This is a genomic window from Winogradskyella epiphytica (genome assembly GCF_003217215.1).
Lineage (GTDB): Bacteria > Bacteroidota > Bacteroidia > Flavobacteriales > Flavobacteriaceae > Winogradskyella > Winogradskyella epiphytica.
Genome location: NZ_QJTD01000001.1, coordinates 289,235 through 304,755 on the forward strand (window position 1 = coordinate 289,235; position 15,521 = coordinate 304,755).

The 15,521-nt window shown below is 33.3% G+C and carries 15 protein-coding genes; 6 read left to right on the top strand and 9 right to left on the bottom strand.

Annotated elements, in window-relative coordinates; genetic code table 11:
- The first annotated feature begins 5 nt into the window (after positions 1 to 5).
- The 4 genes from DFQ11_RS01270 to DFQ11_RS01285 all read left to right on the top strand — a co-directional run bounded on the left by DFQ11_RS01270 (position 6) and on the right by DFQ11_RS01285 (position 5,307).
- Complete coding sequence (locus DFQ11_RS01270) at positions 6 to 1,598, top strand: 4Fe-4S binding protein (protein ID WP_110473820.1); 1,593 nt, start codon at positions 6 to 8, stop codon at positions 1,596 to 1,598.
- Positions 1,599 to 1,738: 140 nt separating this feature from the next.
- Positions 1,739 to 2,428: a glycosyltransferase family 2 protein gene (locus DFQ11_RS01275; protein ID WP_110473821.1), complete on the top strand. Its 690-nt coding sequence runs from the start codon at positions 1,739 to 1,741 to the stop codon at positions 2,426 to 2,428.
- The gene (locus DFQ11_RS01280; RefSeq protein ID WP_110473822.1) at positions 2,429 to 3,919 is read left to right on the top strand and encodes a cellulose synthase family protein; all 1,491 of its coding nucleotides are present in this window, start codon (positions 2,429 to 2,431) and stop codon (positions 3,917 to 3,919) included.
- Positions 3,916 to 5,307 (top strand): mannosyltransferase, encoded by a 1,392-nt coding sequence (locus tag DFQ11_RS01285; RefSeq protein ID WP_189342970.1) that lies wholly within the window; start codon positions 3,916 to 3,918, stop codon positions 5,305 to 5,307. The genes DFQ11_RS01280 and DFQ11_RS01285 overlap by 4 nt, the downstream gene beginning before the upstream one ends.
- An 84-nt stretch (positions 5,308 to 5,391) precedes the next feature.
- On the opposite strand, the gene DFQ11_RS01290 is transcribed toward DFQ11_RS01285, so the two are convergent.
- The 7 genes from DFQ11_RS01290 to DFQ11_RS01320 form a co-directional block, all read right to left on the bottom strand.
- Positions 5,392 to 5,763, bottom strand: coding sequence for a hypothetical protein (locus DFQ11_RS01290; protein WP_110473823.1), 372 nt, complete (start codon positions 5,761 to 5,763; stop codon positions 5,392 to 5,394).
- Positions 5,764 to 5,940: 177 nt separating this feature from the next.
- Positions 5,941 to 6,354 carry a VOC family protein gene (locus DFQ11_RS01295; RefSeq protein ID WP_110473824.1) on the bottom strand — a complete coding sequence of 138 codons (414 nt, stop codon included), beginning with the start codon at positions 6,352 to 6,354 and terminating at the stop codon, positions 5,941 to 5,943.
- A gap of 73 nt (positions 6,355 to 6,427) precedes the next feature.
- On the bottom strand, positions 6,428 to 6,754 hold the full coding sequence (locus tag DFQ11_RS01300) for a hypothetical protein (RefSeq protein WP_110473825.1): 327 nt from the start codon (positions 6,752 to 6,754) through the stop codon (positions 6,428 to 6,430).
- A 44-nt stretch (positions 6,755 to 6,798) separates the two neighbouring features.
- Entirely contained in the window at positions 6,799 to 8,331 is a 1,533-nt protein-coding gene (locus DFQ11_RS01305) for a carbon-nitrogen hydrolase family protein (RefSeq protein WP_110473826.1), read from the bottom strand.
- A 2-nt stretch (positions 8,332 to 8,333) separates the two neighbouring features.
- Complete coding sequence (locus DFQ11_RS01310; protein ID WP_110473827.1) at positions 8,334 to 9,311, bottom strand: deoxyhypusine synthase family protein; 978 nt, start codon at positions 9,309 to 9,311, stop codon at positions 8,334 to 8,336.
- The gene (gene speB, locus DFQ11_RS01315) at positions 9,301 to 10,239 is read right to left on the bottom strand and encodes an agmatinase (RefSeq protein WP_110473828.1); all 939 of its coding nucleotides are present in this window, start codon (positions 10,237 to 10,239) and stop codon (positions 9,301 to 9,303) included. Before speB ends, DFQ11_RS01310 begins: the two co-directional genes overlap by 11 nt.
- A gap of 244 nt (positions 10,240 to 10,483) precedes the next feature.
- Positions 10,484 to 11,875, bottom strand: a complete 1,392-nt coding sequence (locus DFQ11_RS01320; RefSeq protein WP_110473829.1) for a type III PLP-dependent enzyme domain-containing protein — start codon at positions 11,873 to 11,875, stop codon at positions 10,484 to 10,486.
- A 594-nt stretch (positions 11,876 to 12,469) separates the two neighbouring features.
- Between DFQ11_RS01320 and azu the strand changes: the two genes are divergently transcribed.
- Positions 12,470 to 12,994: an azurin gene (gene azu / locus DFQ11_RS01330; protein WP_110473831.1), complete on the top strand. Its 525-nt coding sequence runs from the start codon at positions 12,470 to 12,472 to the stop codon at positions 12,992 to 12,994.
- Positions 12,995 to 13,176: 182 nt separating this feature from the next.
- Positions 13,177 to 13,419 carry a PLD nuclease N-terminal domain-containing protein gene (locus tag DFQ11_RS01335; RefSeq protein WP_110473832.1) on the top strand — a complete coding sequence of 81 codons (243 nt, stop codon included), beginning with the start codon at positions 13,177 to 13,179 and terminating at the stop codon, positions 13,417 to 13,419.
- 100 nt (positions 13,420 to 13,519) lie between these two features.
- On the opposite strand, the gene DFQ11_RS01340 is transcribed toward DFQ11_RS01335, so the two are convergent.
- Both DFQ11_RS01340 and DFQ11_RS01345 read right to left on the bottom strand, forming a co-directional pair.
- Positions 13,520 to 14,365 (bottom strand): pseudouridine synthase, encoded by an 846-nt coding sequence (locus DFQ11_RS01340; RefSeq protein WP_110473833.1) that lies wholly within the window; start codon positions 14,363 to 14,365, stop codon positions 13,520 to 13,522.
- A 181-nt stretch (positions 14,366 to 14,546) separates the two neighbouring features.
- Positions 14,547 to 15,449, bottom strand: coding sequence for a geranylgeranylglycerol-phosphate geranylgeranyltransferase (locus DFQ11_RS01345; RefSeq protein WP_110473834.1), 903 nt, complete (start codon positions 15,447 to 15,449; stop codon positions 14,547 to 14,549).
- Positions 15,450 to 15,521 lie beyond the last annotated feature (72 nt).

The following is a 15,521-nucleotide window of genomic DNA, read 5'->3' on the forward strand; positions in this document are numbered from 1 at the left end:
AAATCATGAATACAGCAAAACCGAGTATGTCCTTAACTAAACCTGAAGCTTTTGATCTTACAACGAAACAAAAGCTCTCTACGGCTCTTGGTGTTATTGGTCTTATCATTCTTCTATTAGCGGCGTTTAATGTTGAGTTTCCTAATAAACCTATTTTTTTAGCACTGTCATTGCTTATGATTACGGCTGGAGTTATTTTATTTACAAACGACTTATACGCTGGTAAACATCCTGGAATTAAAAACGACGGTGTAATGTTTAAATCTATTACCTCACGTGGACTTTGGGCTTGGATAACCGGTATAGCTTTAACCAGTTTTTATATCATCCTTTATTTCAAAGCCACCTGGCTAGGACTTGGAACAAATGGAGCAGAAAACACAGGGTTAGTCGCCTTATTCGATCCTTTGAGTAAACTATTAAATGGCGGACCTGCAAGCCAATGGTTTGTTTACGGCACATTATACACCGTTGCCATTTTGATATTTGGATATAAGTTCTTGATGAAATATAAACACAATCGTTATGAACAATTACGAACCTATTCTGTGATGTTTTTTCAATTAGGATTCGCCTTTTTAATTCCTGAGTTTATGGCAAGATTAAATTCAGACTCCTTTAGTTTACCTTATTACGATTTAAAAAATATCTGGCCACTTAACTATTATAATTTTGAACAATATCGCGTGGATTCTATGATAAGTGCCGGTGATATTGGTTTAGGTATTCTAATCTTTGGGGTGCTATCTATTTTTGTGATTACCCCCATACTAACGTATAAATACGGTAAACGATGGTACTGTTCTTGGGTTTGTGGATGTGGTGGATTGGCAGAAACATCTGGTGATGCCTTTAGACATCTTAGCGACAAACGTCAGTCGGCATGGAAAATTGAACGCTGGGTAGTTCACTCTGTTGTAGTATTTGTAACCTTAATGACCACCGCAGTTATTTACTCCTATCTCGGTGACGACTCTAGTAAATATTGGTTGACGAAAAATGTCTTTTTAATAAGTGTTGCGAGCTTATTAACCCTCGTCTTTGCATTGGTCATGATTTTTAAAAGAGCACAAATTGCTAAAGACGCTAAATATGGAGCGATTGGTTATATGGTAATTATTTTAGCTTTAGTTGGCTTACACTATTTTAACGGCAGCCAATTATTTTTATTTAAGGCCGAACCTCTTCGCCAAACTTATGGTTTTTTAATCGGATCGATATTTTCGGGAGTGATTGGCACTGGCTTCTACCCTATTTTCGGCAATAGAGTTTGGTGTCGATTTGGCTGTCCTATGGCCGCAATTTTAGGGTTTCAACAGCGTTTATTTTCAAGATTTAGAATCACCACGAATGGAGGTCAATGTATTTCTTGCGGAAATTGTTCTACCTACTGTGAAATGGGAATCGACGTAAGAGCTTATGCTCAAAAAGGAGAAAACATTGTTCGTTCAAGTTGCGTTGGTTGTGGAATATGTTCTGCTGTTTGTCCTCGCGGCGTTTTAAAATTAGAAAATGACAGCTTAAAAGGCCGAATTAATCCGAATGACATATTGCTAGGTAATGATGTGGATTTAATGGATTTAGTATATCAAAAATAACTCTTCTTCCTATCTAATTTCAAATAAACACATTGTAAATTTTCGATATTTACATGGCATTTTATGGTCTAAAAAAAAATCCAACTCGCTAATCGATTAACTCTCTCAAAATCGTACTTTTGCAGGTTCAAATTTATACCATGTCTACAATAAAAGTCATCATACCTGCTTATAACGAAGAGGAATCCATCCCCTTGGTTGTAAAGGCAATTCCTGAGATTGTTGATGAAATTATTGTAATCAGTAATAACTCTACTGACCAGACAGAAATTAATGCAAAAAATGCAGGAGCTACTGTTTTAGTTGAAAAACGAAAAGGTTATGGTTATGCCTGTTTAAAAGGCATGCAGTATATTTCTGAGCAAGAGAACAAACCTGATATCATTGTGTTTTTGGATGGTGATTATAGCGACTACCCTGAAGAATTAACACGAATCGTTCAACCGATTATTGAAAATGATATAGATTTTGTTGTTGGTGCTCGTGTCAAAGAATTGAGAGAAGACGGTTCTATGAGTGGACCTCAAATCTTTGGAAATTGGTTAGCCACAACATTAATGCGTTTGTTTTTTAAGTCCACTTTTACAGATTTAGGCCCATTTAGAGCTATTAAATACGATAAGTTATTAGGTCTAAAAATGGAGGATAAAACTTATGGTTGGACAGTAGAAATGCAACTAAAAGCTTTAAAACAAAAGCTAAGTTATAAAGAAATTCCTGTGAATTATAGGAATAGAATAGGCGTATCAAAAGTTTCGGGAACCGTAAAAGGTGCTATCTTTGCAGGCGTTAAAATCCTTGGTTGGATTTTTAAATATAGTTTTAAATAGATGATTTTAGAATCAATCATAATTGTTATTTACACCATTGCCATAGTACTCATTTTTATGTATGCTTTGGCACAACTTAATCTTCTTTACAACTATTTATCTTCAAAAAAGAAGAGAGATAATTGTGAAAAATTTGATTTTTCAAATCCAGAGGAGATCCCATTTGTTACCATTCAGCTTCCTGTTTTTAACGAGATGTATGTTATGGAGCGCTTGTTAGACAATATTGCGCTTTTAGAGTATCCAAAGGACAAGTTGGAAATTCAAGTTTTGGATGATTCTACAGATGAAACGGTTGCAACCACTAAAGCACAAGTAGAAAAGCTCGCTGAAACCGGTTTAGATATTAAACATATTACGAGAACCGATAGAAGTGGATTCAAAGCAGGTGCACTTAAGGAAGGTTTAAAGATAGCTAAAGGTGAGTATATCGCTATTTTTGATGCCGATTTCTTACCAAAACCAAATTGGTTAAAACGTACGATTCCTTATTTTAAGAATGAAAAGATAGGAGTTGTTCAAACCCGTTGGGGACATATAAATCGTGACTATTCGTTATTGACGAGAATTCAAGCTTTTGCTTTAGATGCGCATTTCACTTTAGAACAGGTGGGCAGAAATAGTAAGGGTCACTTTATCAATTTTAACGGAACTGCTGGTGTTTGGAGAAAAACCTGCATTATTGATGCAGGAAACTGGGAAGGTGATACTCTCACTGAAGATTTAGATTTAAGCTATAGAGCACAACTCAAAAATTGGGAATTTAAATATTTAGAAGATGTTGAAACTCCTGCAGAATTACCTGTAGTTATTAGCGCAGCACGCTCACAACAATTCAGATGGAATAAAGGTGGGGCAGAAAATTTCAGGAAGATGCGTTGGAGGGTTTTGAAATCGGACAATATCTCTACCAAAACTAAAGTACATGGTTTACTTCACTTATTGAATAGCACGATGTTTTTAAGCATTTTTACAGTTGCTATTTTAAGTATTCCAATGCTATATATAAAGAATGAATATGCGCACTTAAGAAATTACTTCTATGTGATGAGTTTCTTTGTCATGAGCACTATTATTTTCTTTGTGTGTTATTGGTTTATGTATCGAAATATTTATGGAAGTGGCTTTAAAAGATTTTTCCAATACATAGGAATGTTTTTTACATTTTTCTCCATAGCAATGGGTTTTTCTCTTCATAATTCCATTGCCGTAATTGAAGGTCATATTGGCAAACGCAGTGAATTTGTGCGTACACCAAAATTCAATATTAGTACGATTCGCGATTCATGGAAAGGCAATAAATACTTGATTAAAAAAGTATCGCCTCATGTGATTATCGAAGGACTTTTAATGCTTTATTTCGCATTTGGCATGTACAGTGCTTTTGTGGTTGGAGATCAAGGTGGCGATTTTGGATTGTTTCCATTTCACCTGATGTTATTTATTGGCTTCGCTTATGTCTTCTTTAAATCTTTAACATCTAAGGTGTGAAAGCGATTTGGAAATATCACAAAGTTCCAATTCTCTTAACCATCATTTGTTGTTTTTTATATTTATGGTTCGCCTATAATTTAGAACGCAGAGATTCCACTACCTTACTTATTCTGTATACGGCATTATTTCCATTTGCCTATAAAATCTTTAAAGCCACAGAATCCAACTTTAAACTTTTAGTTGCTTTCTCTGTTCTTTTCCGATTCATATTTCTTTTTTCCATTCCGAACTTATCCCAAGATTTTTACAGATTTATTTGGGATGGTCGACTACTTCTAGAAGGATTTAATCCGTATTTATACACGCCTAATTTCTTTATTGAACAAGATAATTTACCGATAGCTCAAGCCCAAGAATTATATAAGGGGATGAGCAGTTTAAGCGCATCACATTTTACAAATTATCCACCCTTAAATCAATTGTGTTTTACTATTGCTGCTTTATTTTCGGGGCATAGTATTTTAGGCTCTGTTGTTGTAATGCGTATTCTTATTATAGCCGCAGACATTGGAACTCTCTACTTTGGCAAGAAGCTCTTAGATAGGCTTAAAATGCCTTCAAATCGTATTTTTTGGTACATTTTAAATCCATTTATCATAATTGAATTAACAGGGAATCTACATTTTGAAGGTCTTATGATATTCTTCCTCGTTTGGTCATTCTATCTGCTACATTCTGGAAAGTGGCAATGGGCAGCTGTAACCTTAGCCTGTTCCATTTCAGTGAAGTTAATACCACTCCTATTATTACCTCTGTTTTTTAATTATTTTAGAAAAGCAAGTGTCGGACATAAAGAAGCTAGATCAGATACTATTGAAAGTCTTAACCTGATTAAATTAATGTTGTTTTATATAATTGTAGGTGTTACCACCCTGCTTCTATTTCTTCCTTTCTTCTCGATGGAATTCGTCAACAATTATTCAAAAACAGTTGGACTTTGGTTTGGTAATTTCGAATTTAATGCGAGTATTTATTATTTGGCTCGAGAGATAGGCTATGCTATAACAGGTTATAACGAAATAGCTATTATTGGTAAAGTACTTCCGGTAATAACTGTGGTAATAATTTTAGGGCTATCGCTTTTTAGACAAAACACGGACTTACCGAAACTTATCACTACCATGTTATTAGCATTGACATGTTATCTGTTTTTGAGTACCACTATTCATCCTTGGTACTTAGCTACTTTGGTTATTTTAACGGTATTTTCAAACTACAAATATCCATTGGTATGGTCGTTCATAATTGTACTTAGTTATTTGGCCTATTCTAATCCAGGCAATTCTGAAAATTTATGGATAATTGCTTTGGAGTATACACTTGTGTTTTCCGTTTTTATTTGGGAGGTATTCATAAAAAAAGACCGCTTAAAAAGCAGTCTTTAACTTTCATTTAAACGTTATCGAAGACATAGAATATAATGATTTTATCGCATTTCAACTTAGTTCCATGAAGCATTCCAACAGTTCTTATAACTTTTTGATTTGAACTAATTTGTAAGTTTCATAAACTTCTAAAAACCCATTCTCGTCTTCCTCTTCAATCTCAGTGATTTCATAAGTAATTTCAAAACGTTTACCAATAACATCTTTTGATTTCAGGTTTACCGTCTTTAACACCTCATCTGTTATCTCCATAATAAAAATGGTATCTCCACTAAATTCATCGTCTGGATCTATATTAATTAAAAACGAATAGCCGTCGTCTATATCATAGCCATCAAAGACACCTACTGTGGTCACCTTTTTCTTGTCTTGTTTATTGTCATTTAAATTCGAAAAAGCATTGGCGCTTAAAACCATGAACATAAGCACAAATACCATTATATTTTTTGTATTCATTGCATTTAAATTTTATGCTGAATAGCTTCAGCATGTATTAATTTATTGTTTGTGGTTTTGGGAATTTGCCACCTCAAGCCCAAATGCTTTTAGATTACAACCTCTTGGTTCTAATTACTGTGGATTCTGTTGAAGAACGTATGTTTTCCTATTGTGGAATTAAAAAAATATTGACCCTTATGATTTAAACATATCTGTATTTTTCTTAAAGCTTTTAAACTCTAACATATACTCATTGGGATCTTTAATAAAAAAGGATAAGTGTTCTCCTGTTTTATCTTTTAAAAATGTGGTTTGAGAAACTACGTCCAAGTTATTGTTATTAAGTTTAGCATAGAGTTCTCCCCATTTTTCTACATCTACAATAACGCCAAAATGAAATGATGGCAAAATCTTACCTTCAAATACATAATTAGGGTTATTGAAATTAAATTTTCCAGCTTTTATAAATGTTAATTGATGACCAAATAAATTTATATCCACCCAATTTTCGCTTTTTCTTCCTAAAGAAGCACCAATTTCATTAATGTAGAAGTTCTTAGTTTCTTTTACACTAAGGCAAGGTAAAGACATGTGAAATGATGTATCCATAATTTAACCATTTAGATTTATAACCTTTTTATTAATAGTAAATTACAATATATTCTTTAGAGCGAAACTATTTTTAGTCAAAATCTTCGTCCTCTGCACCAGGCTCTAATTCTGGGTCTTGAATAGCTTCTGGATCGTCATCAGCGAAGTCTTCATAATCATCCTCGTCATAGTTTTCCATCGTTTGCTCTAGCTTTGTACTCACTTTAACCAAATATTTAGTGTCTTCAGTAGTGACTTCAACAGCCTCAACAATTTCATTCTTGGCATTTTTAAATGAGATAACATTATCATCGTCGTATCCATCAGGATATTTCTCAACCAGAAGCGCTAAAATCTCTGGTGTAAGCTTTTTAAAATCTACTATAACTCGTTTTAAATGTGCGTCTTTTGGTTTCATTCTTTTCTAATATTTCTGAAGCTAATTTTTTTTAAATATACTATTTATTCTTTTACACGAATAACATCGTAAAAATCTTTTCTTCGATCTTTTAAATTTTTCACGGCGCCAAAGGAATGCAATTCTCTTAACAAACTCAGATCAACATCAGCAACTAATATCATTTCTGTATTTGTAGTCGCTTCTGCTTTAATACCGTTGCTTGGGAAGGAAAAATCACATGGTGTAAACACTGCCGATTGCGCATATTGAATATCCATATTATTTACATTTGGTAGGTTACCTACGCTTCCTGCAATGGCCACATAACATTCATTTTCTACGGCACGTGCCTGCGCACATAAACGCACTCTGGAATATCCGTTTTGCGTATCGGTTAAGAACGGAACAAACAGAATATCCATGCCTTCATCTGCTAACAATCTCGATAACTCTGGGAACTCTGAATCGTAACAAATTAAAACACCTATTTTACCACAATCGGTTTCGAAGGTCTTTAGCTGGTTTCCGTTTTGCATCCCCCAAACTTTAGCTTCATCTGGAGTAACATGTATCTTCTCATAACGTTCCAAACTTCCATCTCTTCGGCATAAATAGCCTACGTTATATAAAACATCATCTACCACTTCTGGCATACTGCCAGAAATGATATTGATGTTATAAGAAATAGATAATTGCTGTAGTTTTTCTACAATCACTTTAGTATAACCCGCTAACTCTCTAATGGCTTGTGGCTCGTGCATATGATTGTACTTGGCCATCAATGGTGCATTAAAGAACTCTGGAAATACCGCAAAATCTGAGCGATAAGCAGATACACTATCTATAAAATATTCTACTTGTTGCATTAAGTCGTCTAAACCATCATATGGACGCATTTGCCATTGGATTAAACCTAAACGCACAACAGTTTTTACGCTACTTGCTTTTTTACTTGGTTTGGTATAATAGATATTATCCCACTCCATTAAAACAGCATATTCACTTGACGCACTATCTCCTTCCAAATAGCCTTTGATTATCCTAATTGGATGAAAATCATTAGACGTTTGAAAGTTTAAAACCGGATCATGAATTTCCTTGTGTTTCACTTTTTGGATATATTCCTTAGGTGAATACAAGTCCTTATACTTATGATAATTTGGCATCCTTCCACCAAAGACGATTCCTTTTAAATTAAGGTTCTCACACAATTCCTTACGGTAATCGTATAATCGACGCCCTAAGCGCAAGCCTCTAAATTCTGGTTTAATGAACACATCGATGCCGTAAAGCACATCGCCTTCAGGATCGTGATTTTTGAATTTATCGCCTTCAATAATATCAGCGTAAGTATGGTTATCATCAATTTTGTCATAATCGACAATAAGAGATAAAGCACAACCTGCTAATTGGCCATCAATTCTAATCACCACTTGTCCTTCAGAAAAAATTGAAGTCAACCGTGCTATATGTTCCTTTTTCCAGTAGGAATTTAGCACACCTCCATATGCTTCTAATGTGGCGGTTTTTAATTCTTCAAAATCACCAACGGTTAGAAAGCTCAATTCAATATTTTCAATTTTTTGTTCGTCCATTATTACATATCTAAAATATAAGCAAAAACTAATGGTGCTACGATTGTCGCATCACTTTCAATAATGAATTTTGGTGTGTCGATATCCAGTTTTCCCCAAGTAATTTTCTCGTTAGGAACAGCTCCTGAATATGACCCATAACTTGTTGTACTATCACTAATTTGGCAGAAATAGCTCCAGAATGGTGTTTCAGGACGCTCCATATCTTGGTACAACATTGGCACTACACAGATAGGGAAATCTCCAGAAATACCTCCTCCGATTTGGAAGAACCCGATGCCGTTTTCAGAATTATTAGTGTACCAATCTGCTAAGAATGTCATATACTCAATACCAGATTTCATAGTACTTGCTTTCAATTCTCCTTTAAGAACGTAGCTTGCGAAAATATTACCCATGGTACTATCTTCCCATCCTGGGCAGATAATTGGTAAATTTTTCTCTGCAGCTGCGTACATCCAAGAATCCTTGATATCTATTTCGTAATGCTCTTCTAAAACACCAGACAATAATAATTTGTACATGTACTCATGTGGTAAGTAGCGTTCACCTTTAGCTTCAGCATCTTTCCAAATTTTTACAATATGTTTTTGAATTCTTCTAAACGCTTCTTCCTCTGGAATACAAGTATCAGTAACTCGGTTTAAACCTTTTTCTAATAAATCCCACTCGTCTTGAGGTGTTAAATCACGATAATTAGGCACACGCTTATAATGGCTATGCGCCACTAAATTCATAATATCTTCCTCTAAGTTGGCACCTGTACAAGAGATAATTTGCACTTTATCTTTACGAATCATTTCGGCAAATATTTTACCTAATTCGGCTGTACTCATAGCACCTGCTAAAGACACTAACATCTTAGCCCCTGAATTTAATTGAGCTTCGTATCCTTTTGCTGCATCAACTAAAGCTGCTGCGTTAAAATGTAGATAGTACTTCTCTATGAATTTTGAAATTTCTCCTTTATTAGTAGTCATCATTATTGTTTTTTGAAAATTTGTTTGTGTTTTGAGTTACCTCATTAAAATTACTTTCGAAATCATCTTCTATGTTTTGATCTTGAAATTTATAACTCAACATTTTATAATATAGTTTGGCCGCTAAGAAATCTGAAGATTTTTCAGTTTCATTTGGGCATAATTCAACGATATCGAAACCAACAACGTTCTTTTCTTCAAAGACTTGTTTTAAGAATTCTAAAGTTTCGTACCATAGTAATCCACCTGGTTCTGGTGTTCCTGTACTTGGCATAATTGAAGGATCGAAAGCATCTAAATCAAAAGTAATAAATACGTTATCTGTCATTTGATCTATAGCCGAATCCATCCAACTATCATCCTGAGCCATTTCATGAGCGAAATAAGTTTTCTCTTCGTCCATTACTGTTTTTTCGATAGCATCCATAGAACGAATTCCAACTTGAATTAGATTCGTTGTTTGGCTAGCTTCGTACACTGCACAAGCGTGATTACATGCAGAACCTTCATAGCTCTCACGTAAATCGGCATGAGCATCGATATGAAGAACTGTTAAATCATCAAACATTTCGTGGAATGCTCTAATTGTTCCGATAGAAATTGAATGTTCACCGCCAAAGATGGTGACAAACTTGTTTTTCTTAATGTATTTTTTAGCTACTTGATGCACTGCTTCAACCATGGCTTCCGGAGAAGTATTTTCGGTTACAGGATCTGCTAAAAACACACCTTGTTGATATACTTTAGAATCCGTTTCAATATCATAGAGCTCCATATTTTCAGAAGCATCTAAAAACGCATCAGGACCTTTATCAGCTCCTTTTTGCCATGTACTTGTACCATCATAAGGTACAGGAATTAGAACAATTTTTGATTGATCTAATTTCGAAAATTGGTCTGGAATACCAGCGTAAGTTTTTGTTTTCATGCTTACTTCCTGCGAAAGCAGGAATTTTATTTAATTATACTTAATTTTTTATTTATGAAATTTCCTTGCAAAAAATCGACCTTGTTTAATAATTTTCTTTCATTTTTTTCTTGATATAAAAACGAAACAAAAAACTCAAACCTTCCTCTTCACTCTGTCTTACGTCTTAAGTCCTAAGCCTATTTTTCGTCTTAAGTCTAAAATGATTTCTGTCTTTTTTTAGTCTTGATTCTAGTTTCTTTTACTAGTATCCCAAAATTCCTAAAAGGTTTTCACTCTTTTGTTGCTCTGCAAACACTTTAGTGCTTAAGTTTCCATCCTCATCACGTTGAATTAAAACGTGTTTTGGAGTTGGAATTAAACAGTGTTGTAAACCTCCAAAGCCACCTATGGTCTCTTGGTAAGCCCCTGTATTAAAGAAGCCAAGATATAAAGGTTTTTCTTTACTATATTTAGGTAAATAAATAGCGTTAACGTGTTGTTCACTGTTGTAGTAATCGTCACTATCACAAGTTAACCCTCCTAGAAGCACGCGCTCATAACTATCGTACCAACGGTTAATTGGCAACATAATGAAACGTTTGTTAATCGCCCAAGTATCTGGTAATGTAGTAATGAAAGATGAGTTTATCATATTCCACTTCTCACGATCGTTTTGTTGCTTTTGGTAAAGCACTTTATAAATAGCGCCTCCACTTTCTCCTACAGTAAAACTACCGAATTCCGTAAAAATATTTGGTGTTGCTACGTCTTCTTCTTCACAGACTAATTTGATTTGGTTTACGATTTCATCAACCATATACGCATAATCAAAATCGAAAGCTAGTGAGTTTTTAATTGGGAATCCGCCACCAATATTCAAACTATCTAAAGTTGGACAAATTTTCTTTAAAGCTGTATATACCTTTAAACACTTAGTTAATTCGTTCCAGTAATAGGCATTATCTCTAATTCCAGTATTAATAAAGAAGTGAAGCATTTTTAATTCAACTTTTTTATTATTCTGAATTTGATTCTTGTAGAAAGGTACAATGTTTTTGTAGCCAATTCCTAAACGAGATGTATAAAACTCAAATTTCGGCTCTTCTTCCGAAGCAATTCTTATACCTACTTTAAATTTACCGTTAATCTCTTGAGATAATAAATCTATTTCTTCATAGTTATCTATGATAGGAATACAGTTTTTATGCCCCTCGTTAATAAGATCTGCAATATTTGTAATGTATTGATCACGCTTAAAACCATTGCTTAATACATAAGTTTTATCTGTGATTTTACCTTCTTTTTTTAATGATTTTACAATATCAATATCAAAAGCCGAAGAGGTTTCAATATGAATATCATTAGATAATGCTTCATCTAAAACGTGCTTAAAGTGCGAACTTTTAGTACAGTAGCTATAGTTGTAATTACCTTTGTAATCGTACTTTTCAAAAGCTTCAGCAAACCATTTTTTGGCTCTTTGAATGTTATTAGATATTTGTGGTAAATAAGTAAATTTTAAAGGTGCTCCATGTTCTTCAACCAATTTCATTAGGTCGATATCATGGAAACGCAGCTCTTTGTCCTCAAGTCTAAATTCGTCTTGTGGAAAGTGAAAGGATTGATCGATAAGATCAATGTATTTATTGTTCATGTTGTTTATTAAATATTCAAGTGTAAATTAATATAATATATGCGTAATCTTGTTAAATTTACGTTATATCAAACTTGAATTCTACTTTGCGTAGTAGGTATAAAGCCATAGATATGCTGGCTGGCAGTTATTGCAGAAGCGGAAGTTAGCTCTAAAATTCGGTTACTCATCTTATAAGCAGCTTTTGAATATGACTTCCTAATTTTCAAAAGCCCGAACATAAAAACATATTTCAATTGTTCAGCTAAAATTGGCTTTATAATCTTTTTGATTGGCACCAATTTACACTGCAAATGTAATTTATTTTTCAATACACAAAACTTTTTTTATTATTTTTTTAATATTTTTTATACCCCTGATTACCAAATGGTTTACACCTCTAATTTGATCATTTTAAAATCAATTTATTTGATTATAAGTATAAGGCATTTGTCAATTAAACCTAAAACATCTCATTTTTAAAATTAATTCAGACATATAACTCCTTATTACAGAATGAATTAAAATTTTTGTAGCGAAATTTACCCGTTTATCAACCGAAACCTTTCATAAATAGGCGTTTAAATCGTATCTTTGCTAAAAATAATTTTTATTATGAATACAACTAAATTCACATTCAAAACCTTAGTACTTACTCTATGTTTAGCATGTTTCTTTTCATGCGGTGACGACAAGAAGAAGGAAACTACAGAACAGCCAGTAAAAACTGAAAAGAAAGAAGAAGTGTCTCAACCTAAGACTATTGAAATCACTCTTAATTCTGATGACAACATGAAGTTTGATTTGTCTACGATTAACGTATACGAAGGTCAAACGGTAACTTTAAAGTTAGTTCACACAGGAGAGATGTCTAAAGATGTTATGGGACATAACTTTGTACTTTTAACTCAAGGTACTTCAGTATCTGAGTTTGGAAATTCAGTAGTGGAATTAAAGGATAACGATTACATTCCGGAAGATACTAGCAATATCATTGCCCACACCAAATTAATTGGAGGTGGAGAAAGCGATACTATTACTTTTGAAGCTCCAGCTAAAGGAATTTATGATTTCTTATGTTCGTTCCCTGGACATTACGCTATAATGAAAGGTAAATTTATCGTTAGAGAAAATAAATAAGAGATTATAAGTCTAAATTTTCTTTATAGATTTAAAAATAGCATCAGGACTCCCGATGCTATTTTTTTTATTGAACAAAGATGACTTCAAATTCTAAGCAGAAATGTGTTCTAAATTAATTTTAGTACATTAATGACTTGTTATCTAAATTAATCGAATTATCACCTAAACTATTGCATATTATGACTGACTTATTAATGATTGGACCATGGCAATTGATAATTATTGGCTTAACCCTTTTGGGATTCGTATTCACTTTGGTAGCACTTATCGATATATTAAAAAGTGACTTTAAAGGGAATAATAAAATTGTGTGGGTCTTAGTTGTACTTTTTGGCAGTCTCTTAGGCGTTATATTATATTTCGTTATAGGTAAAAATCAGAAAGTAGGTTTCAATGACAACAATCCAAGCCTGAACCAATAATTCAACATATATACCATAAAAAAAAGGTAATTACCTCCACAGTTTCACACTGTTATTGGTAATTACCTTTTATATTTAACTTATCGTTTTAAGCTGTTTATTACATCATCTTCAAGGTATTCACCTCTTGTTCTGTAAGATGTTTCCAATGTCCTCTAGGAATGTCTTTTTTAGTTAAATGACCTATTGCAACACAGTCGATTTTTACAATATCATAATTCAGATGATCGAATATAGTACGTAAAATGGTGTTTCCTGTATTCTTAATTTTAATTCCTATTTTGTTTTTAGATTCTTCTTTGATATAACTTACTTCTTCTACAGAGACTAGCTTCCCATCAATTTTGAATCCTTCTTGAATCTTCTTTAAATCTTCAAATTTTAAGTTCTTATCTAATTCTACTTGAAATAATCTTGGTACTCCGTGTTTTGAATTAGTGAATTTCTGAACGATCTTATCGTCGTTAGTAAACAAAATCAACCCAAGTGAGTTTCTTCCTAAACGACCAATTGGCTTAATGTTAGCATTTGTAGCATTTGCGACTAAATCCATAACTGTTCTCCCTTTACCTTCAGCCGTTGTTGTGGCAAAGCCCTTTGGTTTGTTTAATAATACGTAAACCTTCGCCTCTGGAGTAATACGTTGACCGTCGTATCTCACCTCATCAGTTCGTTTTACTTTATAACCCATTTCGGTTATAATTTTACCATTAACCGTTACTAACCCAATCGCAATATTTTCATCGGCCTCACGACGTGAACATATTCCTGAATTGGCAATGTATTTATTTAAACGAATTTCGTCTGGATTAGACGATTTCGTCACTGCTGTTTTCTTTTTTACAGGGGCATTCCCTCGAGCAAAGCTTTTGGATTTGCTGTTAGCATTTCCTCTTCCTGACGTTTTTCCTTTTCCCTTTCCTTTGCTATCTTGATTTCTACTCATATTGTTTTCCCTAAAAAACGGGAAGTATTTTAATTAGTATTCTGTTAAAATTATTTATAAAATAAACTTATTTAATAAATAATGGCACAAAGGTATAACATTAGTTAACATCTTCAACCTAAATATCAAAGTTGTTTGAATCTACAAGCGTTCAGATCACTAAGAAATGGTTTACAGAGAATTATATTCTATTTAATACAATTGAGACATCTATCAGTAGAATAGAAAATACACCAGCCACAATGATGAATTTTAAAATATTATGAAGAAGGAGGTAATGATTTTTATTACTCGATTTTAAGAGGATCACCAAGTACAATAAAATTAGTACAATGCTGAGATAAAAGAAATAGTACATATGGCCAATCTCAAAAAACAAAATGAGTATTATAGCCGAAATAATAGTTAGTACAGCAACAATACTGAGCATTAATTTTGAAACTTTTTCTCCATATACTACCGGTACTGTTCTGTAGTTTAAAGCTAAATCTCCTTTAATATTTGCTAAATCTTTGGTCAATTCTCGCATTGATATTAAAAGAAATAAAAATATAGCATGTGCAAAGACGACTCTTTCAAAATTATGATAATAGATAAATATGGCGAAAAATGGAGTAACCGTAAGTATTGCTGAAACAATATTTCCAATAATTGGTTGCTTTTTTAAACGATGGGAATAGAACCAAATGGCAAAGATGTAGGAGGCGAAAAATATCACTGCTTTAAAGGATACATAACTCGCAAATACCACGGCCAAGAAATTAAGCACAAAATAAAACGACAGTTTGGTATTCTGACTTACCAATCGGTCGAGCATTGTTTTTCTCGGCTTATTGATTAAATCTTTTTCAGAATCATAGAAATTATTGATGATATAACCTCCAGCTATAGTCGCCGAAGACGCTAAAACAAGCATTAGCAAGTTAACATCTAACAGAACTTCTCTTACAGGAATGTGATGCGCAAAAATATAAATGGAAGCCAAGTATTGCGCAATAACCACCACCAAAATATTATACCCTCTAACAACAGAAAATAGACTGAAAAATTTTAGAAGAATGTGTTTCTGTCTACGTGAAAGCATGCCTCTTATTTCTTATGTTTTGAAGTAGAACAATGGAATACTTTAGGCATCTTTTAAATTATCTTAGGGACT

Excerpts from the sequence above, each read along its gene's own strand:
- DFQ11_RS01270 (WP_110473820.1), top strand. The coding sequence starts at position 6 with ATGAATACAGCAAAACCGAGTATGTCCTTAACTAAACCTGAAGCTTTT.
- DFQ11_RS01275 (WP_110473821.1), top strand. The coding sequence starts at position 1,739 with ATGTCTACAATAAAAGTCATCATACCTGCTTATAACGAAGAGGAATCC.
- DFQ11_RS01280 (WP_110473822.1), top strand. The coding sequence starts at position 2,429 with ATGATTTTAGAATCAATCATAATTGTTATTTACACCATTGCCATAGTA.
- DFQ11_RS01290 (WP_110473823.1), bottom strand. The coding sequence starts at position 5,763 with ATGAATACAAAAAATATAATGGTATTTGTGCTTATGTTCATGGTTTTA.
- DFQ11_RS01295 (WP_110473824.1), bottom strand. The coding sequence starts at position 6,354 with ATGGATACATCATTTCACATGTCTTTACCTTGCCTTAGTGTAAAAGAA.
- DFQ11_RS01300 (WP_110473825.1), bottom strand. The coding sequence starts at position 6,754 with ATGAAACCAAAAGACGCACATTTAAAACGAGTTATAGTAGATTTTAAA.
- DFQ11_RS01305 (WP_110473826.1), bottom strand. The coding sequence starts at position 8,331 with ATGGACGAACAAAAAATTGAAAATATTGAATTGAGCTTTCTAACCGTT.
- DFQ11_RS01310 (WP_110473827.1), bottom strand. The coding sequence starts at position 9,311 with ATGACTACTAATAAAGGAGAAATTTCAAAATTCATAGAGAAGTACTAT.
- speB (WP_110473828.1), bottom strand. The coding sequence starts at position 10,239 with ATGAAAACAAAAACTTACGCTGGTATTCCAGACCAATTTTCGAAATTA.
- DFQ11_RS01320 (WP_110473829.1), bottom strand. The coding sequence starts at position 11,875 with ATGAACAATAAATACATTGATCTTATCGATCAATCCTTTCACTTTCCA.
- azu (WP_110473831.1), top strand. The coding sequence starts at position 12,470 with ATGAATACAACTAAATTCACATTCAAAACCTTAGTACTTACTCTATGT.
- DFQ11_RS01335 (WP_110473832.1), top strand. The coding sequence starts at position 13,177 with ATGACTGACTTATTAATGATTGGACCATGGCAATTGATAATTATTGGC.
- DFQ11_RS01340 (WP_110473833.1), bottom strand. The coding sequence starts at position 14,365 with ATGAGTAGAAATCAAGATAGCAAAGGAAAGGGAAAAGGAAAAACGTCA.
- DFQ11_RS01345 (WP_110473834.1), bottom strand. The coding sequence starts at position 15,449 with ATGCTTTCACGTAGACAGAAACACATTCTTCTAAAATTTTTCAGTCTA.